The organism is Dyadobacter diqingensis (assembly GCF_024220585.1).
GTDB classification, from domain to species: Bacteria; Bacteroidota; Bacteroidia; order Cytophagales; family Spirosomataceae; genus Dyadobacter; species Dyadobacter diqingensis.
Genome location: NZ_JAMXKF010000012.1, coordinates 88,512 through 110,167, shown reverse-complemented (window position 1 = coordinate 110,167; position 21,656 = coordinate 88,512). Strand labels below are relative to the sequence as shown.

The window sequence follows — 21,656 nt, the reverse complement described above, 5'->3', positions numbered from 1 at the left end:
CAGTTTGATTGGAAGCGTTATGAAACAACTACTTTACTTTTCTTTATTTCTGCTTTTTCTGTCGAATTGTAAGAATAATAAGGCTGATGAAAGTGAAATTTTATCACAGATCATCGGGAAGTGGCGTTTGATCGAGATTGAGGAGACGATATTGGAGGAGAAAAAGTGGCGACCGGTAGCTGTTAAAGATCAGTTGGAGATCTCATTTGGTTTTGACGGGAAAACGCTAAATATGGATAGCGAACCGGGTTGTTGTCCTTCATCGGCTATGATAGTTAATGGGGTCTTGTTCAATATCAAATTTACTGCCGCCAGTACACGTCCATGCCCGGCGATTCTTTGCGGCGAGGTTCCTCCTTTGAATGTCGATGTAAGCGAAAATGTAATGATTTTTTCTGGTGGACAAAGAGTTAAATATGTAAGAAACTGACCAAATTTTTGATTTATAATGATGTTACGTAAACGGCGTAGGTATGTGTTAAGCACGCATTGGGTGGATGAAGTAATTTTTAAAAGAAGCATTATGAAACGATTACTTTACTTTTCCGTAATCCTGTTATTTCTGTCGAACTGCAAGAATGATACTGATGCGGTGCCTATGGACTTTGCAACGCAGTCGGTGCCGGGGAAATGGCTCCTGACGGAGACGGAGCAGACAGTCAATGGAAAACAGGTTTGGCAGTCGGCGAATGTCGTGCAGCCGGAATACATTATTTTTCGTTCCGACGGCGTGATTCTGAATGAAAAAGAAGAGGCAAGCTGTTGTTCGCCGCAGATCCTGAATGTCAACAACAAGGCATTTGAGATCAAACCGCAGCAGCCGGTCAATTACACTCAGGATTGTTCCCAGATATTTTGCGGGTCTTGTCCGGTTTGGGATATCGAGCTGAAAGGGGACGTCATGGTTATCTCAAAATGCCAGACGCCAAGGGCTAAATATGTGCGGAAATAAGTAAGGATGTGAAATCGTAAATTTTATACCGATCTGCCGAAAGGCAAGAAATATCATCTTTTACCTGGCATTATTTCGGGAATAAGTTGATTTTTAACCTACTCCCGAAAAGCTGCAATTTCAATTCGTTTTAATATCTCCTCAGGCATTAAGATATGCCAGCAAATGCTCCACAAAAGCTTTCGGCTGTTCCGCCTGAACCCAGTGTCCCGCATTGGCTATGGTTTCCAGTTCTGCGTTCGGGAATATTTTCAAAATGCCATCCCAGTCTTCATCCAGAATATAATCCGATTTTTCTCCACGAATAAAAAGGGTAGAGGTCTCAACGAGTTTTGTTGCCTCGATGGGTGCCCCCACCTTTGCCATATCCCGGGTTAACACCGTTAAATTGAAACGCCAGTCAAATCCGCCTTCCTCTTTTCTGTAAAGGTTTTTCAGAAGAAACTGCCGAACAGAAAGAATCGGTTCGTAAGTGCTTAAAAAGTCATCAGCCTGCTGGCGGTTTTCAATCTCTTCCACGGGCAAAGCATTGAGCCCCTTCAGGATTCTGGTGTGATGAATAGGATATTGCTTGGGGCCGATGTCAACCACCACCAGTTTTTCGAAAGTATCCGGATAATGGACGGCATATTCCATAACCGTTTTGCCACCCATCGAATGCCCGATCAGAATCGGAGATTCCAGGTTTTGCTGATCCAGAAATTCTTTCAAATCGGCAGCCAGGGTAGGGAAGTCGAGTGTGCCCTCATGCGGCGAACGGCCATGATGCCGCTGATCGACCAGATACACGATAAAGCCCTGCTCAGAAATTGTTTTGCCAATGGTAAGCCAGTTATCCAAAAAACCGAAAACACCGTGCAGGATAACGAGCGGTTTCCCGGTTTCGCCAATCTTTTTATAATTAAGCTGCATTTTTTTTACAAAAATTGAAAAAATCTATTTTTTAAGAATTTTACCGAAGATAGTGAATTAGATAATATACGAAGTAGTAACCGAATGTCACCATTTCTTCCTTATTCGTATGATATTGCAAAGATCGTCAGGATTTCTTTGACAGAAAAAAATAAAAGCGCCGAAATGTTAACAAAATCTTAATATTGAAAATGTGCTAATTTTTAGATGTTAATCTGCATGTTTTCAACAAATCAGGCAGTTGCGATATGAAGTATAGTACTTTGGTAGGACTACAAATATTGTTTTACAAATAAAAAAACTTTTATTTTACGGTCAATATCAGCAATCACTTTTTAGTGAACCTACTACTAAAATTCATCAAATCCCCCAATTCCATGAACAGGAAAAGTTTACTTTTCCGAGCAGCAAGTCTTATGCTGTTCGTATTTTCCTTGTCTTTCCTAAGCGGAAAAGTACAAGCCCAGGTTACTTCATCATTAATCAGCGGCCGGATCACAGACACCAAAGGTGAAACATTACCAGGTGCAACCATCAAGGCGCTTCACGAACCAACCGGAACGGTCTATTCCACAATTTCATCAGACAACGGACAATACACCCTGCCCAACTTACGTGTAGGTGGTCCTTACAAAATCACGGTTACTTTCATTGGATTGATTACAAAGGAAATCGCTGACGTCGTAACGACTTTGGGTTCTCCACTGACTGTCAACGTAGCGCTTGAAGATGCGTCACAAACTTTAAATGAAGTCGTGATTTCTGGTGGCAAAGGAAACCTGATCAGTACTTCAAGAAACGGTGCTTCGACTTTCATCTCATCCAGACTGATGCAAAGTGTGCCTACGATCAGCAGAAGCGTTTCGGATTTTGCACGTTTGACACCACAGGCCAATACAGCAGGCAGTGGTGTTTCTTTCGGCGGGCAGAACAACCGTTACAACCAGTTTACCATTGATGGTGCTAATGCAACGGACGGTTTCGGTCTTGGTTCAAGCGGTACCAACGGTGGCCAGGCGAACGTTAACCCGATCTCGATTGAAACGATTCAGGAAATGCAGATTGTGTTATCACCTTACGATGTAACACAAGGTGGTTTTACAGGTGGTGGTATTAACGCGGTTACGAAAAGTGGTGCGAACCAGTTCCATGGTTCGGTTTACGGACAATTACAAAATGAAGGTTTCATTGGTAAAAGTCCTGCTTACAACGATGTGGTAACAAGAAATAAATATCCTGATTTCAGTAATAAAACATTCGGAGCCAGCCTTAGCGGACCGATCGTTAAAAACAAGCTGTTCTTCTTCCTGAATGCTGAAAGATATATTAAATCAACACCTTTGCCCTTTGATCCGACGATCGCAGGATCGGGTTCCAATGCAAATGTTGATACGCTTCAATCGCTGAGAAATTTCCTTACGGAGACTTACGGTTTCGATCCGGGTAGTTTCGGAGCAATCAATAATGAAAACAAATCGGTTTCCTTATTTGGCCGTCTTGACTGGAATATTAACGAGAAACATACTTTGACGCTTCGACATAACTACGTTGACGGGAGTAATGATATCAGGTCAAGAAATGTAGATGCTGTTGTTTTTTCAAACGGAGGCTACAAGTTTCTAAGTAAACAAAATTCTACGGTTCTTGAATTAAACAGTAGTTTCTCTGCAAATTCTTCGAACGTTTTACGCGTGACGTACAACACGGTTCGCGATAAGAGAACCAGCGCTTTGTTCCCCGCTTTGACGATCAATAATTATGATGTAGCGAAAGGGAGGACAATTCAATATAACCTCGGTTCTGATAACTCTTCGCAGGTAAATGGTCTTAATCAGGATATTCTTACCATCACGGATAACTTCACGTTGTACAAAGGAAAGCATACTCTGACGTTTGGTACCAATAATGAATTTTTTAGCAGTGAAAACCTGTTTCTTCAAGGTTTTTACGGAAACTACGTTTATGGTACAGCTGGAAATACAAATGCGAACAACATAGCGAATTTTAAACTTAACAGGGGTTTATCGCAATATTCCACAAACTATTCGACGAGCTCTGATCCAACTGACAAAGCTCAGGCAGATTTAAGTGCAGCGCAATTTAGTGTCTATGGTCAGGATGTGTGGTCTGTGAAACCAAACTTTAAACTGACTTATGGTTTAAGGTTAGACTTGCCTGTTTTCTTCAATACGCCTGCTGAGAATGCGACATTTAACACAGATCCTGCTTTTGCAGCGTACGATGTACAAACTCAGAACATGCCAAAATCGAAACTTCTGTTCTCACCACGTGTTGGTTTCAACTGGGATGTGAAAGGAGATGCGACCACGCAGCTTCGCGGGGGCGCAGGATTGTTTACGGGACGTGTTCCTTTTGTGTGGATTTCAAATCAGGTATCCAATACGGGTGTTACGAACGTAGGTTATTTCCCTGCAACGGGTGCTGCTGAGCTTGCTAATATCAAGTTTAACTTCGATCCGAATGATGCGCATGCCGGTGCATACAGACCAGCTACGGCTAGCAAGTCAGTTTCTGCTATTAACGTAACAGACAAGAATTTTAAATTTCCTCAGGTGTTCCGGGCTAATTTGGCTGTTGATCAAAAGCTGGGAATTTGGGGTTTGGTGGGTAGTCTGGAAGGTATTTTTACAAAGACTGTGAATAATGCCAATTACCAGAACATCAATATCAGTGAAGATGGCGAATCAACTGTGAAAATTGGTTCTACGACAAGGCCTTTGTGGACAAAAAGAGTGAGCACAGCATTTGCGGATGTATTGATGTTGACAAATACTAATAAAGGATACAGTTATAACCTGACTGCTCAACTACAAAAACCATATAGCCGCGGATGGTCAGGATTTATAGCTTACACGTACGGTAGATCGAAATCCCTAACTGACTTAACCAGCTCTACGGCTGCTTCAAACTGGCGTTTTGCTTATACGACCAACGGATTGAACCGCCTGGATCTGGCTAACTCTAATTTCGATATGGGTTCTCGTATTGTTGGTACAATCAGTAAGGAAATCAGATATTCGAAAAACCTTGCTACGACTTTCACACTGATTTATACAGGTCAATCTGGTCAAAGACTATCTTATCTGTACAGCAGAACCATTACCGGAGATGATTTGTCAGCGGGAATTAATACCATGGTTTATCTTCCGACAACCGCAGCTGAGGCAAATTTTGTAGACATCAGAAATGGCGCTACTGCGGCTCAGCAATGGAAGGACTTCGAGGCATTTGCTAACAACAATAAATACATTGGTGATAATCTGGGTAAGGTTACAAAACGTAATGAGGACAGAGCTCCCTTTGAGCATCACTTTGATTTGCGTATCGCTCAGGATTTCATCCTGGGTAGAAACAAATTACAGGTTTTCTTTGACGTTCTTAACGTAGGAAATCTTTTAAACAGCGATTGGGGCAGAAGTTATGTTGCGTCTAATCAATCGCCAGCCAATCAGAATGTTCTTTTGTTCACTGTTGTTAATTCGGGTGCGCAAACTCAGAATGGAACAGCAGTTGCCAATCCAACAGCAGCAACACCTGCTTTTCAATTCAATGTTAACAGCATGACTGATATCAAAGGAACAAGAAGACCTTACAGTGTAAGTGATTTCTCTTCTCGCTGGCAGTCACAGCTTGGGGTGCGTTACTCATTCTAAGTTTTCAGGAAATAGTTTTTTGTGGTAAAGATCCGGGTCTGTATGGGCCCGGATTTTTCTTTTTGGGAAGGATTTTTAAAAACGGGAAAATGCTTTTTTGTACTAATCTTAACGATAAGTTCATGTAGTGTGTCTGTTATTTCATTATTGATTTAATAAAATGTATTATTTCTATAAATCAGTCAGTTGTGAAATTTAGTATAGCATTTTAGTAGGAAATGGTACTTTGTTTTAGAATTAAAAAACCTTTTATTTTACGTAAATATTCATTCAAAAAGCTGAATGACTCATCTAACTCCATTACTTAAATCCCCGAAAATTTATGCAATTGAAAAGTCTACTTTTCAGGTCAGCGTGTTGTACGCTGCTCGTAATTTTATTGTCTTTAGTGAGCAGGCAGGTACAAGCTCAGGTGACGTCGTCTGCCATTAGTGGGCAGGTAACAGACAGCAAAGGCGAGGTTTTGCCGGGCGCCACTGTGGTAGCGGTTCACGTATCATCAGGATCGCGTTATGGCTCTATTACCAATGAAAAAGGATTTTATAATATCCCGGCTGTACGCGTTGGCGGTCCTTATACGGTAACAGTAACTTTTATCGGTTTTTCAGATCAGGCAAAAGAGAATGTTTATGCCAACCTGGGGACAGTGGCCAACGTTGATTTCGTATTGAAAGACGGTGGTACCCAGCTTCAGGAAGTGGTGGTCACCGGATCGGGAAACGATATTTTCAGCTCGGACCGTACAGGTGCTGCTACAACCTTCAACAAAGGACTCATTACGAGTTTACCTACGCTTGGCCGTACGCTGAATGATATCACAAAGTATAACGCATACAGCAACGGAAAATCGTTCGGAGGGCAGGATAGCCGTTACAATAACTTCACGATTGACGGCTCGGTATTTAACAACGGTTTTGGATTAGGAACGGAGGCGGCCGCTGGCGGACGTACAGGATCGTCGGCTATTTCGCTGGATGCCATCGAAGAGGTACAGATTAACATTGCGCCTTATGACGTACGCCAGTCAGGTTTTGCAGGTGCCGGTATCAACGCGGTGACCCGTTCGGGTACGAATGAATTGTCGGGATCTGTTTTTCATTTTTTCAAAAATCAGAATCTGGCTGGTTCAAAACCGAATGGAAATAAGGTTGTTTTTAACGATTTTAGTGAAAAAACGACTGGTTTCCGTCTGGGTGGACCCATTATCAAGAATAAACTTTTCTTCTTCGTTAACGGTGAATTTGTAAAACGTACGGCTCCGGCTCTTGACTACGTAGCAAACCGCGGATTGGGGAAATCAAACGAATCCCGTACAACAGCAGCAGATCTGGAAGATCTTAGCCAGTTTATGAAAGATAAATTCAACTATAATGTTGGATCGATCGATGGGTTTAACAATAAAAACAAGAGTAATAAGTTTCTTGGTCGTATCGACTACAACATCAATGACAACCATAAATTAACGGTTCGTTACTCGCATCACGATTCTCAGTCGGATGTTATCATCAGTAACAGCAACAGTAGCGCAACGGCGGGATTTGGTAACCGGACAAATTCGGGAAGCGCTATTTCTCCTGAGAATACAGGTTATATTATTCAGGACAATACCCGCTCGCTGGTTGCAGAACTTAACTCAAATTTTGGCGGAAAATTCGCCAATAATTTCATTGGGACGTTCAACAAACAGATCGAAGACAGAAAGTATAAGGCTCCGATTTTCCCAACGATTGAAATTCAGAAAGATGGATCTACCTACACGACAATCGGTTCTGATCCTTTTACGCCTAATAACCGTCTGGATTATTCTACTTTAAACTTTACGAATAACCTGACCTATTTTGCAGGAAAGCATACTTTCACACTGGGTGCATCGTATGAGTATTTCAAATCGAACAACCTTTTCTTCCCAACATCGAATGGTGTTTATGTTTTCAAATCCATTGCCGATTTCAAAACAGCTGCGCAGGCTTATCTGGACAACCCGAATCTGACAACTTCTCCGGTGGAGCTGGCTCGTTTCAACTATCGTTATTCGTTACTTCCGGGTGGTGCTGCGCCATGGCAGACGTTCAAGACTCAGAATATCAGTTTGTATTTGCAAGATGAGTTCCAGGCCACTAAAAACTTTAAAGTTACTGCCGGTCTGCGTGCTGATTATATCACGATACCTAACACATCAGAACAATATTATAACGCGGAAGTTGCGGGTCTGACTTTTAAAGACAATAAAGGGGCAGATTACCATGTGAATACAGGACATGTGCCAGGCGGACGGGTTTATCTATCACCACGTCTGGGCTTTAACTGGGATGTAAAAGGTGACCGTACTACACAGGTTCGTGGTGGAACAGGTTTGTTCTTGTCCCGCATACCTTATGTGTTGATTTCGAACCAGCTTGGTAACAATGGAGTTAACTCGGCAACGATTTCAGCGAATAACTCAACGAAATATCCTTTCACCTTGGATCCGTCTGTTTACAACCCTACAACACCAGTGCCGATTCCTGGTTATACGGTAAATGCTTCGGATGAAAATCTGAAATTTCCACAGATCTGGAAAAGCAATATCGGTATTGACCGACAGTTGCCATGGGGTGTTGTAGCAACGGTAGAGGCAATCTTTAACAAGAACTTTAATGCTTTGCGTTACATTGATGTTAACCTGAAAGCACCGACAGCAGATTTTGCAGCACCGGACGGACGTGACCTTTACCCGGCGGCGGGCCTTAGCGGAGACGCAGCCACTGCGGCACGTTTGATCAATTCAAGAGTTTCAAGTGTTTACGTTTTGACCAATACGAATAAAGGGTATTCTTACACATTTACGGGTAAACTGGAAAAAGCGGCTACCAAAGGTTTCGGTGGAATGATCGGTTATACCTATGGTATGGCGAAGGACCTTTCTTCGGTATCCAGTACGGTAGAAGCCAATGTACCTGGTATTAATGGTTTGAACCGTTTGGATCTGGCTTATTCAGGAAATGATTTGCGCCACCGTTTTGTAGGTTATGTGTCATACCGTAAAGAATATGGTGGCAAGTTCGGTGGAGCTACCATGTTTACGCTGGGTGGTGTTTCCAACAGTGGTGGTCTGGGTTCGAAGATTTCGTATGTATCGTCGACTGATATGAATGGCGACAATCAGGTCAATGACTTGATGTATGTACCAAAAAGCGCTTCTGAGTTATCTTTTGCGACACTTAGTGTGCCTATCAAACAGACTGATGGTACTACTAAAACGTACACCTTTGACGCCGCAACACAGGCCGCTGCACTGGATAAGTTTATTGATAACAATCCATACCTGTCGAAACGCAGAGGTAAATTTGCAGAACGTAATGCTGCCGCTTATCCATGGCTGACACGTTTTGACTTTACGGTCGAACAAGATTTCTACGTAAAAGTGGGAGCCAAAAACAAGAGAAATATCATCCGTCTGAGAGCTGATATTTTTAACATAGGCAACCTGATCAATAACAAATGGGGTGTTGCAAATCTTGTGACAGGTTCTACCACCACAACAACTTCAAACGCCCTGAATTTTGCAGGCGTTAAAGACGGTGTGCCAAGTTACAGGATGGGATATCAAACGGTGAACAATGTTCCTGTATTGCTGACGGATTCGTTTGTGAAATCACAAACAATCAACGACGTTTGGCAGGCACAAATTGGTATCCGTTATATCTTCAACTAGTAACGATAGAATTTAAAAACAACAAAAGGCTGTCCGAAAGGGCAGCCTTTTGTTGTTTGATGCGACGTTAACACCGATTTGCAATCCGTGTCAACCGTTAGCTACTCCGTTTCCAGAATCCCACCATGCAAATGAAAGATTTTCTTTTCATGCCATTCGGGCACCCTGCAAAAGTCCAGTGCTGCTACTTTGCTTCGTACACCATTTGTACAAAGCACAATAATGTTTTTATAAGGTGACAGCAGATCTCTCTGCTGTCTTATTTCTGCCAGGGGAATATTGATTCCACCTTCGTTAAACTCCTCAAATTCCCAGGTTTCACGCACGTCAACGACCACAGAATCGGGTTGCTGACGAAGTTCATTCATCTGGGCCATGCTTATATCGGAATATGTATTTTTGTACATAAGTCGGCTCAACTGAAATTACCGTCCGTTGGAGTAAGGATGATCCTTAACAACCGGAATGTTTTTGGCGATCAGTTTATGAATATCTCTCAGATATGCTTTTTCGTCTAAATCACAGAAAGAAAAAGCTGTTCCTTTGGCTCCCGCACGACCTGTACGACCGATGCGGTGTACATAAGTTTCGGGGATATTCGGGATTTCGTAGTTGATCACGTGCGTCAGGTCGTCCACATCGATACCACGCGCGGCAATATCCGTTGCGACAAGTACACGGGTCACCTGACTTTTGAAATTTTTCAATGCATTCTGACGTGCATTCTGCGATTTGTTGCCGTGGATGGCTTCTGATGTCACACCAGCCTTACGCAAAACTTTTACCACTTTATCAGCACCATGTTTTGTTCTCGTAAAAACAAGCGCCGTAGCAATGTTATCATCTTTCAGAATATGCAGCAGCAAGCTGTTCTTGTCTGATTTATCAACAAAAAACACCGATTGTTTAATCGTATCGGCGGTTGAAGAAACGGGTGTCACTTCAACTTTTGCAGGATTTGTCAGGATCGTATCGGCAAGCGTCATGATAACAGGCGGCATCGTTGCAGAGAAAAACAACGACTGACGTTTTGCAGGAAGCAAGCGCAGGATCTTTTTTACATCATGCACAAAACCCATATCCAGCATACGGTCTGCTTCATCCAAAACAAAAAGTTCAAGTTGTTTTAAATGTACAAAACCCTGATTGATAAGGTCCAATAAACGGCCTGGTGTTGCGATAAGGATATCGACACCTTTTCTCAACGCATCTGTCTGCGGTTTTTGACCAACACCACCAAAAATAACGGTATGTGTGATATTGGTAAACCGGCCATAAGCTGCAAAGCTTTCTCCGATCTGGATAGCCAATTCACGCGTTGGTGTCAGAATAAGTGCTCTGATCGGGCCTTTTTCATGTCTTGTCTTCGCCTTTTCTTCTAATATCTGAAGCATCGGAATAGCAAAAGCTGCTGTTTTTCCGGTACCTGTTTGCGCACAACCCAGCAAATCTCTGTGTTGCAATATAATAGGGATTGCTTTTGCCTGGATTGGGGTGGGAGTGGTGTATCCTTCTTCTGTCAGAGCCTTTCTAATCGGCTCAATGAGGTTTAATTCTTGAAATGTCATTTGGTTGTTTTAAGCTGCCCATGTGTATAGCTTTAAGTATAAACAGAGCCGAAATAGTATTAAGAAACCTTTTCAGGTTGTACGGATAACAGAGATACTATTTTTATCGTTCATTATGTTTTACATTCGATGTCACCGATTTGTCATAGCTTTGCGTAACATTAGCCATTTAAAACCGACAGTCATGAAAAGGATTTTATTGTCTCTGATATTATTATTGGTCTTTGTGTTGTCTTCACATGCGCAGGATAAACTGATCAAGCGAAACGGGCGTATCCTTGAAGGTAAGGTTACGGAAGTGGGTGTTAAGGAGATACGCTATCAAACCAGTCAGGATCCAAACAGTGCCAAATTTGTAATCCGCAAGGCAGAACTGGAACGTATAGAATTTGCAAACGGAGAGGTTTTTGTAATTTCTGAACGCGCTTCGGTTAAAAAAGAAGAGCCTGCCAGACGAAGTTATGGCACGGATTATGGTAGAAATATTTTAACAATTTCGCCCTTTAAAGCACTTGATTCCGGTCCGGGTCTTGGTTTTAGCTATGAAAGGCTGGTTGGCGAAAACCAGTATATTGGTATTATCTTACCCGTGGCTTTTATCTTTAAAGAGTACAGTGTTTACAGTTCAAGCATTGACCTGAGCAATCATTATTATACTAATTTCTACGTATCGCCCGGGGTGAAAATTTATCCATTCGGGCAGCGGAAAGTTACTTATGCCGTGGGGCCAAATATTATGCTCGGTTTTAACAAGGACAGAGATAGCCGGTATGTTCCAACCGGCACTAGCGGGTATTATGATTATGAGGAACGAAATAGTTTTCGTCTCGGGCTGATCATCAACAATTACCTGAATTTCCAGATCACGTCCAAAATAAACCTCGGCTTAAATGGTGGACTGGGAATGCGTTATCTGGACCGGGCAAGTTCGTCTTCCAATTATTATAACGATGGAATGCGGGTAACAGGCGAGTTTGCTTTTAACTTCGGTTTCCGGTTTTAATAATTATTTAACGGATTTCATCGTTCCCGGTGAATGCCAGCTGAACACGTGATAAGTTGCCGGCGTGGCACCAACATTACGGATGGAATGCATCTGGTTTGACGCCTGAAAAATGACCGATCCCGGCCCGACACGTTTCATCGTGCCATTGACCAAAGCTTCCAGCGTACCTTCCTTGATGATGATCACTTCTTCTTCCTGATGTTTGTGCGGAGGATGGGAGGTTTCATTCGGGTTTAGCGTTGTGACGTGGCATTCGAGCTCGTCGAGGGTTGCAGTTGGGGAACGAAAGAATGTTCGTACTGCACCGACTTTGGTTTCTTTGACAGCAATATCGTTCCAGTCATAAATGGAGGAATCGAGATTGTTGATTTTTGAATTTGCAATGACGAAGGTTAATGTCAGGCCCATCGTAATGGCTGCAACAGAAAGGTCTCTTTTCGTTATCATCGTATTGGGATCTGATAAGTCGGTTCGTAAAGTACTTAGAAGACAAACTTTTAGCCTTTATACTTTCCTGCAAAATTTTGAAAAAGCTTATGAAAACATACGTGGCAATTTTACGGGGAATCAACGTGAGTGGCCGGAACCTGATCAAAATGACTGAGCTCAAAAAAATGTTTGAGGACCTTCATTTCGAAAATGTGAAAACCTATATACAGAGCGGAAATGTGGCGTTCAGCACGAAACCGGAAAACGATAAAGCGCTGCAAGAACGAATTCATAACGCAATTCAAAAAACATTTTCCTTTGATGTACCCGTCATTGTCCTTGATGAAATGGAACTTACCCGGATTCAACAGCATAACCCGTTTTTGAAAAACAGGAGTGAAGATGTGTTGAAACTTCATGTTACTTTTCTGGGCGAGGAGCCGGAAAAAGTTCTTGTGGACAAATTAAAGGAAACTGGCGAGTTTTTGCCCGATGAATGGAGCGTGGAGGGGAAGGCCATATATCTTTTTTGTCCCACGGGTTACGGAAACACAAAACTCAACAACAACTTTTTCGAAAAGAAACTGAAAGTAACAGCGACGACGCGAAACTGGAAAACGGTTAATGAGCTGGTGAGGATGGTAACACCGGATGCCTGAGTATGTTACACGTATTTTAGAGGATGTTTTTATACGTGTAAAATTGTAAATTGCATATACATCAGACCCGGAAAACGATGAATACGAAACTGACATTAACAATTGATGACGCTATTGTCGATAAGGCAAAACAATATGCCCGGCAGGAAGGTCGAAGTCTGTCAGATCTTGTCGAAAACTACTTAAAAGCGGTGACAGCGGCTTCTCCGCACGATGAAACGGAACTGACTATAAAGAGGAACTGAAAAAAAGTTTGACAGAAAAATATCAGTAACGTGGAAAACGTATTAATTGATACCGATGTCATTTTAGATTTTTTCTTTGATCGTCAGCCTTTTTCAGAGGACGCTGCTAAAATACTGGCATTATGTGAATCAGGGGAAATTAAAGGATTTGTCACTCCGGTTATTTACAGCAATGCATATGATATCCTGAGAAAAACCGCCAGCCATCAATTTGTGGTAGATCAGTTAAAACAGCTATTTTATATAACGGATGTTCTGGCGATGGACAAGGCTGTTGTTTTACAGGCCCTCAACTCCACTTTTTCGGATTTTGAAGATTCTTTGCAAAACTTTGCAGCCGTTGATTACGGAGGAATCAATGCCGTGATTACCCGGAATGTTAAAGATTACAAATCAAGTACTATTGCGGTCTTAACTCCCCAAAGCTTTTTGAATATCAGGGGCTAATACCCATACCATTATCAATTCGTTTACACCCAAATTATGGAAGATTCATCGAGACGTAAATTTTTGCAAAATGCCGGACTGGCTTCCTTGGTTGCAGTGGCACCGGTGGCTGCCGAACCGGAAAGGGTAAAGGAAGTTTTTATACACCATGTCCTTTTTTATCTGAAAGATCCAAACAATGCGCAGGACGAAGCGAAATTGCTGGAAGGGCTAAAAAAACTGGCCAAAGTTCCGCATATCAAATATGTGAACATCGGCAAACCCGCGCCCACAAGCCGTTCGGTAATCGTTAAAGATTATAGTTTTTCATGGATGTGTTTTTTCGATAATATCATCGAGGAGGAGTTATACCAGACACATCCGATTCACGATGAATTCAGGAACAATTACGCGCATCTTTGGGAAAAGGTGGTCATTTATGATTCTGTGGGACCGAAAAAAGTTTAGTTAATCAAGACAATAAAACCGGCAGAATTACCCGGTTGACGCAGTTTTGGGTTCGAAGCCCATAACTGTATCAACCCGGTTATTCCGCCGGTTTTTTATCATATGAAACGATAGCTAAGCTTTTATTCTTCAATCAGAATCCCCATTTTGCCCATCCGGTAGTCCCGGTAAGCTTCTGTGATCTGGATCTCGTGATTGACTACAAAAGGTCCTTGTGCGATGATGGCCTCGCCAATAGGTTCGCCGCTCATGAAAAGCACTTTGGTATCTTCCAGTATTTCCAGCTGAACACCTTCGCCGTCATGATCGAGTACAATCATGTTTTGAGCCGAAACTTCCTGATCTCCAATTTTTACTTTCCCGGTCAGCACGTAAATAAAAGCGTTATGGCTGGCTTTAAATGGAATAAAAACCTTCCCGGTCTTTTCGCCCCATATCATCGCTGAGTTAATCGGGCTTAATGTGGGTATCGGACCTTTTGCTCCCAGAATATTCCCGCTCACGACGGATAGCCTAATTTTTTTATCATCGCTCCATACCTGCGGCGTATTTTCGGCGGTCAGTGGATAATAGGTTGGCTGATCCATTTTATGTTTTGCAGGCGAATTGATCCACATCTGAATAAATTCCTGGTGCCCGCTCACGGATGGCCGCTCGCTATGAATAATTCCCATGCCGGCATGCATCCACTGCACGCCGCCGGTGAAAACAGTCCCGGTGTTCCCGCGGCTGTCCTGATGGTAAATTCCTCCCTCGAAAACAAAGGTAACAGGAGCAAATCCCCGGTGTGGGTGAGGGCCAACGCCTGAATGTCTGAGATTAAGGTCTTCCGGTACATCATTTTCTGCGTGGTGCAACAATACAAATGGATCCAGATAATCTACTTTCTGCGATGGAAGCGGCTGTCTTACCATGATTTCTCCCATGGCGTGTTCACTTGCGAATACGACTTTCGATATTTCCCTGCTTTTCATGGTTTTGTGTTTTAGCTTTTAAGGTCAGTTGGATATGAGTAAGGATTTCTGCAACTCTACTTTGTTCAGTGTTGACAACCCGTATGTTTGTCTCTTTCCAAATTGACAATACAAATTTCGGAATAATAACTATACAATCGTAAGTAGTATACAATAGTATAGCGCTATACTTGGTGTTAGTGACATGTTAAAAATTAACGACCATCCTGAGTGCCGGGAAATGATTCTGCCGGTGCGTGATGCACTGGACGTCGTGAGCGGAAAGTGGAAAATTCCTATCCTGATTGCGATGGGGTTGGGAAGCAAGGAGTTATTACCGGAAACGATCAGTCGACTTCAAAATAAAAGGGATCTGAAATTTATCATACAGGTTTATTAACGATTAAACATGATTGTATTGAAAAAATTATTTTACAGTTCGTTCGCCCTGCTTTTATTCGCCAGGCTGACTTTGGCTCAAACAGCATCTGAACCGATACGTTTGAATCAGGTAGGATTTTATCCTGAGGCAGAAAAAAGGGCAGTGGTTCTGGGAAACGGCGGACAGGAATTTGTACTGAAAGACGTTAAATCCAAAAAAGTTGTTTTTAAAGGGAAATTGGGAGAAAGCAGGAAAAGCCAGTATTCGGGTAAGGAAGGCCGGATTGCGGATTTTTCTTCCTTTCAAAAAAAAGGAAATTATGTCCTTGAAGTAACGACGATCGAGACTTCATACCCTTTTGAGATAAAACCTGAGGTACATAAAAATGTTGCGGTTGCGGCCATTCGCGGTTACTATTATCAACGCGCTTCGATTGCCTTGCCGGAAAAATTTGCCGGGAAATGGGCACGTGCGGCGGGACATCCTGATGACAAAATTTTAATACATCCTTCTGCTGCCTCTCCCGAACGACCCGAAATGACGGTAATCAGTTCGCCGCGTGGCTGGTACGATGCGGGTGACTATAACAAATACATTGTGAATTCGGGGATTACGATGGCGACGCTGCTCTCTGTTTACGAGGATTTTCCAGGGTATTTCAAAACGCTGAATACCAATATTCCGGAGAGTGGAAATGCCATTCCTGATCTGCTTGATGAGGTTTTGTGGAACCTTCGCTGGATGCTTACCATGCAAGATCCGAATGACGGCGGTGTTTATCATAAATTAACCAATCCGCGGTTTGATGGTATGATTATGCCGGATGCCTGTAAAAATCCACGTTACGTTGTACAAAAAAACACAATAGCCACCCTTGATTTTGTTGCTGTAATGGCGCAGGCGAGCAGGGTTTTTAAGGGATTTGAAAGGGAACTGCCGGGCTTGTCTGACTCCTGCAAAACTGCGGCCTTGAAGGGATGGGCCTGGGCCAAACGAAATCCGACGCTGGAATATCGACAGAATGAAATGAATAAAAACCTGGATCCGGATGTGGTCACGGGTGGGTATGAGGACAAAGACGGAACGGACGAGTGGATATGGGCGGCGGCTGAAATGTATATCACTACGAAGAACGAGGATTACCTTAAAAATTTATCTTTTGAAACGCATAAACCCATGCCGCTGCCGTCGTGGAGCCAGGTGAAAGCGCTGGCCTATTACACGATATTGAGAAATGAAAATCTGCTGGGGCCCGTGGATCAGCAGTATCTGCGGTCGATCAAAAAGAATGTGATTAATTTTTCGGATGATTTGCTGGCCGACCTGAATACTCAGCCTTATCATACGGTTATGGGGAAAACGGCCAGGGATTACGCGTGGGGAAGCAGTGCGGTTGCAGCTAATCAGGGAATTGCTCTGATACAGGCTTACAAGCTGACGAAGGACAAAAAATATTTGAACGGAGCACTGGGAAACCTGGATTATCTGCTCGGAAGAAATGCAACCGGTTATTCCTTTTTGACAGGTTTTGGGTCCAAACAGGTTTTGCATCCGCACCACCGTCCTTCCATTGCGGACGGCATTGCGGAACCTGTGCCCGGACTTTTATCCGGCGGCCCCAATCCGGGACAGCAGGACAAATGCGAAGGTTATCCGAATAAATTTGCAGACGAATCTTTTGTCGATGCGGACTGTTCCTACGCATCCAATGAAATCGCGATTAACTGGAACGCGCCGTTTGTCTATCTCGCGGTAGCTGTGGAAGCTTTGTCGGGGAAGTGAAATATAAGAAGATTAACAAAAATGGCGCCTCAAAAAGCGCCATTTTTGTCCTGGTGGTTTGAACTCATGTGATTACTTCCTGACCTACTTTACCGGTACTTTGGGATCGGTTTCATTATAACCCCTTTTGTGCGTCATATTCTCGCTTTCAGATTGCCGTATGGCTTCCTGCTTGATCTGCTTCGACGGTTTTTTGCTGTCATCGCTTTGAAGAGTATCGTCGTCAGGCCCCGATCGGGAAGGGGACCCGCCTTCCACGTTTTTATTTTTGTTTTCCTTGCTCATGACGGAAGTGCTTTTTTGAAATCCTGTTCAAAATGTATACCGTTATGATTTTCGAAGAAAAAGGGAGGGGATAACACGGGATGGTTATAAAATTCTACACTTTGGATGGAGGGACGAATCGTTAAAAAGTTTGGGGAAAGTTATTAACCTAAGATACCGCAACTTATCTGCTGACGATATTCATTTCACGAAGGGGAATAGATTTGATGTCGCTTCTCCTTTTACATAAGTCATCATGCAGCAACTAAAAAGCTAATCTTATGGGTTTATTAGAATCACTTTCACAGATACGAACACTTTTAAAAACCATTGATTTAAATGCAGTGATCAAACTTTCGAAGAAAGTGGACCTGAACAAATTGATGGCAACCGTTTCCAAAATGGATGATGAGGATCTGGGAAAGATGCTGAAACTACTTCAGGCCGGCAGTGGAAAGAAGAAAGAAAAACCACCCGTTAACGGCGATTTTTATGAACTGGACAAAACGCTGACAGCCGAGGAAAGGGAAATTTTGCTAAAAGTGAGGGATTTCATGGAAACCGAAATTCGCCCTATTGCAAATGAGTATTGGAACAAAGCACATTTTCCAATGCACATCATTTCGTTGATGGCCAAACTCAATATTTGCGGACTTACTTATCACGGATACGGTTGCGGAGGTAAGTCAGCGTTGCTGGAAGGTTTTCTGGCCATGGAAATGGCGCGGGTAGATTCTTCAATCTCTACATTTTTCGGGGTTCACAGCGGGCTCGCGATGGGTTCCATTTACCTCTGCGGCTCCGAGGAACAAAAGCAATACTGGCTTCCGATCATGCAAAAAATGGAAGTTATCGGTGCTTTTGGATTAACGGAGCCCGAGGTGGGCTCAGGAGTTGCCGGAGGATTAACTACGACGTGTAAGAAAATCGATGGCGAATGGGTTTTGAACGGACAGAAAAAATGGATTGGAAATGCTACTTTTTCTGACATTACAATAATCTGGGCACGCAATCTGGATGATAATCAGGTGAAAGGATTCATCGTAAGAAAAGATAATCCGGGCTTCGAAGCTAAAAAGATGGAGGATAAAATGGCGCTGAGAACGGTGCAGAACGCCTTGATCACCTTAACGGATTGTAAAGTGCCGGAATCTGACCGTTTACAAAATGCCAATTCTTTCAAAGACACCGCCAATGTATTGCGAATGACACGTGCCGGTGTTGCCTGGCAGGCCGTGGGCTGCGGACGCGGGGCCTATGAGCTGGCTCTGAAATATACTATGGAAAGAAAACAGTTTGGCCGCCCAATCGCCGGTTTTCAGCTGGTTCAGGACTTACTGGTCACTATGCTTGGCGATCTTACAGCGATGCAGACGATGGTTTACCGTCTCTCGCAATTGCAGGATGGCGGACAGCTTACCGACGAACATGCTTCGCTGGCGAAGGTATTCTGTACGTTAAGGATGCGTTCGATAGTAGATCACGCGCGCGAACTTTTTGGCGGAAATGGTATTTTGCTTGAATACGATATCGCCCGTTTTGTTGCCGATGCAGAGGCGATTTATTCTTATGAAGGCACAAAGGAAATAAATTCTCTGATTGTCGGAAGGGCGATAACGGGTGAAAGTGCGTTCGTGTAAATTATTTATATACTGCTTTCCAACGCTTTATATAAAACTGGTGTCATATAATTATCCCTAAACAAAAATACGATGAGAGCTTTTCTGATTTTAATTGTAGTGCTCTTTGCTTTTTCCTGCAAAAAAGATAGCGTCAACGCGGACAGCAAGGACGAGGCAAAAGGAGCAAAAGTTGATGTCTGTGATATCAAAGACCCGGTTAACGAATTGCCCTGGCTGAAAAAAATCATTGAGGATGTGAAAGCTAAAAAAGAGCAAAACATCACCACCATCACGCTCGTGGAAGTAAAAGGTCGGCCTGTTTTTAATTATTATGTCAGTTATATGTCGTGCATCGGTTGCATAAGTTATTTCTGCGATGGCTCCCGGCTTGACATGAGCAGTTATTCTCAGGAAGAACTTCGGGAATATCAGGACAACATCTGGGGGACTGGTGGCAAAAGAAAAGTGATCTGGCCGGAATAATTTTATGCCGTCGCACTTGTGATATGCTGTTCATTCATTTTTAAGCGTTAAGAATAGATTTAGCGAGATAGTTGTCAACTTGACGCTATCCTTTTAAATTGCATTTTCTAAACGTTATGCTATGACTAACCCAACACTTAAAACTGCATTATTAACAGGAGCAACCGGGCTTGTCGGTAAACAAGTACTTCAAAATTTACTGAATTCGGATGTATATAAAGAGGTTAAAATTTTGACCCGGAAAGCAACAGGAATTCAGCACAAAAAACTCACCGAAATTTTCTTCGATTTCGATAATCCGGATGCGTCGCTGGTCAAAGCGGATGACATTTTCTGCTGTCTCGGAACGACAATCAAGAAGGCCGGATCGGAAGAAGGTTTCCGAAAAGTTGATTTTCTTTATCCCGTGCAGGTTGGCAGGGCGGGCAAGCTTAATGGTTCCGATAAATATCTTATTGTGACTTCCATGGGCGCGGACTCCAAATCGATGATTTTTTATAACCGTGTAAAAGGAGAAGTAGAAAAGGAGCTGACCGATCTGCAATTTAATACGCTTCATATCTTACGGCCTTCGTTATTGCTGGGTGATAGAGGCGAAACACGTTTGGGAGAAAAAATCGGCGAAGTTTTGTCGCGGATTGTTAACCCGATTATGATCGGGCCGTTGAAAAAATATGCTGCTATTGAGGCCGGAAAAGTGGCCAATGCTATGGTGAATCTGGCCCGGCTTCCGCAAAAAGGTTTATTTGTTCATGATTCTGCTGAATTGCAGCAGTTCTAAATCATTATTGATGGTCTCCGCAGCACTTCATATTCGTCTGGCAACCCTTTATGATGAACAAACTGTCTATCATATGATCTGTGATCTCGAAAGCAAATCACTAAACAGACAGGACTTCAACTACGTTTTCCATCGGAATTTGGCAAATGACCATATCTGTTATCTGATTGCCGATCTTGATGGTGAAGCTGTTGGTATGGGAAGTTGTCATGTGCAGCCTTTGCTGCATCATGTTTGCATGGTGGCCGAGATCCAGGAAATGTATGTCAGACCAGAACATCGTTCAAAGGAAATAGGCAAGGCGCTGGTGGAACAACTGGTTGTTTTTGCAAAAAGTAAGTCAGCGCAGCAGATTGAGGTTACGTCCAATAATGTCAGGGAAAATGCACATAGGTTTTATCAGAAAGAAGGGTTTAAGAAATCACACGTGAAGCTTGTCAGATATTTTTGATTGTATATAAAAAAAGCATTTCTCAAACCGAGAAATGCTTTTTTACATTACCTAAACCTTCAACTGATTTTTAATATCTTCCTCTTGGATTTCTTGCCCAGCCATCGCCACCACGTCTGTGGCTCATGTTGCGGGTGTCGGCCATTAATCTTTCAAGATCTTCGGTCAATTTTCGTGCTTCTCTGTTAGAAAGACGTCCATGAGCGCTGTATCTTCTTTCGCGTTCGGCAATGCGGTCATATTCGTTCATAAGAATGGCTGCCTCACGGGAGTTTAAGGTTCCACGACGAATACCCATTGAGATCTGCTCACGTGCCTCCCGCTGTAAACCGTTGATTCCATAATCACGGTATTCCCGTGGGTTGTTCCGGTAGTTATCGTCGCGGTAATCGCGGTCACGTCCTCCGTATTGCGCTGATGCGTTAGTAAAACCAAGTGCTAAAATTGCGGCTACAAAAAGTATCTTTTTCATGGTAGTAGTTTTTTAAGTTTCGTAGGTTAGAGGCATATCGCCGACATAGGTTTAATTGGGATATGTTAACGATTGTTAAGTGAATTAAAGTAGATTAAGTTGGAGTTTTTGAAGTTTTGTAACAGGTTTATTATGAGAAGAATGGCCGCGAAATGCGGAAGAGAAAATATTTTAGAATTTATTTCGTGATTGGCCTCGTGCCTGATTGTCGTCGGCATTGCAGTTGTTTAGGCGGTCTTGTGTCACCCGTTCCGGGTTATCCGATATGAGGGATGTTAACTTTTCTATAACACTTTCATCCCTTCGGGATTGCCGCAATTTTCAAGGGATCTCTATTTAGTCAAGCCTGAAAGGCTGGCAGTATTATAGCAAAAGATGGGTTAAGCCAGTTATTTAAGCCCTGAAAGGGCAGCGTATCTTGTAGCGATCGCTC

22 protein-coding genes are annotated in these 21,656 nt (G+C 42.9%); 15 read left to right on the top strand and 7 right to left on the bottom strand.

Going from position 1 to position 21,656, the window contains the following annotated elements; translation table 11 throughout:
- Positions 1-19: 19 nt before the first annotated feature.
- Both M1L62_RS25980 and M1L62_RS25975 read left to right on the top strand, forming a co-directional pair.
- Positions 20-430, top strand: coding sequence for a hypothetical protein (locus tag M1L62_RS25980; protein ID WP_254562574.1), 411 nt, complete (start codon positions 20-22; stop codon positions 428-430).
- Between the two features lie 93 nt (positions 431-523).
- A complete protein-coding gene (locus tag M1L62_RS25975) occupies positions 524-952 on the top strand; it encodes a hypothetical protein (protein WP_254562573.1) in 429 nt (142 codons plus the stop codon).
- Positions 953-1,093: 141 nt separating this feature from the next.
- Here the strand turns inward: M1L62_RS25975 and M1L62_RS25970 are convergent, their stop codons facing one another.
- Positions 1,094-1,864: an alpha/beta fold hydrolase gene (locus M1L62_RS25970; protein WP_254562572.1), complete on the bottom strand. Its 771-nt coding sequence runs from the start codon at positions 1,862-1,864 to the stop codon at positions 1,094-1,096.
- A 377-nt stretch (positions 1,865-2,241) separates the two neighbouring features.
- Here M1L62_RS25970 and M1L62_RS25965 point away from each other — a divergent pair, with 377 nt between their 5' ends.
- Entirely contained in the window at positions 2,242-5,538 is a 3,297-nt protein-coding gene (locus tag M1L62_RS25965; RefSeq protein ID WP_254562571.1) for a TonB-dependent receptor, read from the top strand.
- Positions 5,539-5,860: 322 nt separating this feature from the next.
- A complete protein-coding gene (locus tag M1L62_RS25960) occupies positions 5,861-9,232 on the top strand; it encodes a TonB-dependent receptor (protein WP_254562570.1) in 3,372 nt (1,123 codons plus the stop codon).
- Between the two features lie 101 nt (positions 9,233-9,333).
- Here the strand turns inward: M1L62_RS25960 and M1L62_RS25955 are convergent, their stop codons facing one another.
- Together M1L62_RS25955 and M1L62_RS25950 are read right to left on the bottom strand one after the other, a co-directional pair.
- The gene (locus M1L62_RS25955; protein WP_254562569.1) at positions 9,334-9,639 is read right to left on the bottom strand and encodes a rhodanese-like domain-containing protein; all 306 of its coding nucleotides are present in this window, start codon (positions 9,637-9,639) and stop codon (positions 9,334-9,336) included.
- Positions 9,640-9,657: 18 nt separating this feature from the next.
- Positions 9,658-10,800 carry a DEAD/DEAH box helicase gene (locus M1L62_RS25950; RefSeq protein ID WP_254562568.1) on the bottom strand — a complete coding sequence of 381 codons (1,143 nt, stop codon included), beginning with the start codon at positions 10,798-10,800 and terminating at the stop codon, positions 9,658-9,660.
- A 184-nt stretch (positions 10,801-10,984) separates the two neighbouring features.
- Here M1L62_RS25950 and M1L62_RS25945 point away from each other — a divergent pair, with 184 nt between their 5' ends.
- Positions 10,985-11,803, top strand: coding sequence for a hypothetical protein (locus tag M1L62_RS25945; RefSeq protein WP_254562567.1), 819 nt, complete (start codon positions 10,985-10,987; stop codon positions 11,801-11,803).
- Between the two features lie 3 nt (positions 11,804-11,806).
- On the opposite strand, the gene M1L62_RS25940 is transcribed toward M1L62_RS25945, so the two are convergent.
- The gene (locus tag M1L62_RS25940) at positions 11,807-12,253 is read right to left on the bottom strand and encodes a cupin domain-containing protein (RefSeq protein ID WP_254562566.1); all 447 of its coding nucleotides are present in this window, start codon (positions 12,251-12,253) and stop codon (positions 11,807-11,809) included.
- 89 nt (positions 12,254-12,342) lie between these two features.
- Between M1L62_RS25940 and M1L62_RS25935 the strand changes: the two genes are divergently transcribed.
- From M1L62_RS25935 to M1L62_RS25920, 4 genes are all read left to right on the top strand, one after another.
- On the top strand, positions 12,343-12,894 hold the full coding sequence (locus tag M1L62_RS25935; protein WP_254562565.1) for a DUF1697 domain-containing protein: 552 nt from the start codon (positions 12,343-12,345) through the stop codon (positions 12,892-12,894).
- A gap of 77 nt (positions 12,895-12,971) precedes the next feature.
- Positions 12,972-13,139, top strand: coding sequence for a DUF6364 family protein (locus tag M1L62_RS25930; protein WP_254562564.1), 168 nt, complete (start codon positions 12,972-12,974; stop codon positions 13,137-13,139).
- Positions 13,140-13,169: 30 nt separating this feature from the next.
- The gene (locus tag M1L62_RS25925) at positions 13,170-13,586 is read left to right on the top strand and encodes a PIN domain-containing protein (protein WP_254562563.1); all 417 of its coding nucleotides are present in this window, start codon (positions 13,170-13,172) and stop codon (positions 13,584-13,586) included.
- A gap of 36 nt (positions 13,587-13,622) precedes the next feature.
- Positions 13,623-14,033 (top strand): Dabb family protein, encoded by a 411-nt coding sequence (locus M1L62_RS25920; protein ID WP_254562562.1) that lies wholly within the window; start codon positions 13,623-13,625, stop codon positions 14,031-14,033.
- Between the two features lie 122 nt (positions 14,034-14,155).
- On the opposite strand, the gene M1L62_RS25915 is transcribed toward M1L62_RS25920, so the two are convergent.
- Entirely contained in the window at positions 14,156-15,007 is an 852-nt protein-coding gene (locus tag M1L62_RS25915; protein ID WP_254562561.1) for a pirin family protein, read from the bottom strand.
- A 184-nt stretch (positions 15,008-15,191) separates the two neighbouring features.
- On the opposite strand from M1L62_RS25915, the gene M1L62_RS25910 reads away from it, so the two are divergent.
- Entirely contained in the window at positions 15,192-15,386 is a 195-nt protein-coding gene (locus M1L62_RS25910) for a hypothetical protein (RefSeq protein WP_254562560.1), read from the top strand.
- Positions 15,387-15,395: 9 nt separating this feature from the next.
- On the top strand, positions 15,396-17,150 hold the full coding sequence (locus tag M1L62_RS25905; protein ID WP_374760325.1) for a glycoside hydrolase family 9 protein: 1,755 nt from the start codon (positions 15,396-15,398) through the stop codon (positions 17,148-17,150).
- Positions 17,151-17,234: 84 nt separating this feature from the next.
- On the opposite strand, the gene M1L62_RS25900 is transcribed toward M1L62_RS25905, so the two are convergent.
- Positions 17,235-17,435 carry a hypothetical protein gene (locus M1L62_RS25900; protein WP_254562558.1) on the bottom strand — a complete coding sequence of 67 codons (201 nt, stop codon included), beginning with the start codon at positions 17,433-17,435 and terminating at the stop codon, positions 17,235-17,237.
- A 260-nt stretch (positions 17,436-17,695) separates the two neighbouring features.
- Between M1L62_RS25900 and M1L62_RS25895 the strand changes: the two genes are divergently transcribed.
- The 4 genes from M1L62_RS25895 (at position 17,696) to M1L62_RS25880 (ending at position 20,751) form a co-directional block, all read left to right on the top strand.
- Entirely contained in the window at positions 17,696-19,054 is a 1,359-nt protein-coding gene (locus tag M1L62_RS25895; protein WP_254562557.1) for an acyl-CoA dehydrogenase family protein, read from the top strand.
- A 72-nt stretch (positions 19,055-19,126) separates the two neighbouring features.
- Entirely contained in the window at positions 19,127-19,519 is a 393-nt protein-coding gene (locus tag M1L62_RS25890; protein WP_254562556.1) for a hypothetical protein, read from the top strand.
- Between the two features lie 121 nt (positions 19,520-19,640).
- Positions 19,641-20,300, top strand: a complete 660-nt coding sequence (locus tag M1L62_RS25885) for an SDR family oxidoreductase (RefSeq protein WP_254562555.1) — start codon at positions 19,641-19,643, stop codon at positions 20,298-20,300.
- The gene (locus tag M1L62_RS25880; RefSeq protein WP_254562554.1) at positions 20,272-20,751 is read left to right on the top strand and encodes a GNAT family N-acetyltransferase; all 480 of its coding nucleotides are present in this window, start codon (positions 20,272-20,274) and stop codon (positions 20,749-20,751) included. Before M1L62_RS25885 ends, M1L62_RS25880 begins: the two co-directional genes overlap by 29 nt.
- 70 nt (positions 20,752-20,821) lie before the next feature.
- On the opposite strand, the gene M1L62_RS25875 is transcribed toward M1L62_RS25880, so the two are convergent.
- Complete coding sequence (locus M1L62_RS25875) at positions 20,822-21,223, bottom strand: hypothetical protein (RefSeq protein ID WP_254562553.1); 402 nt, start codon at positions 21,221-21,223, stop codon at positions 20,822-20,824.
- Positions 21,224-21,656: the final 433 nt, after the last annotated feature.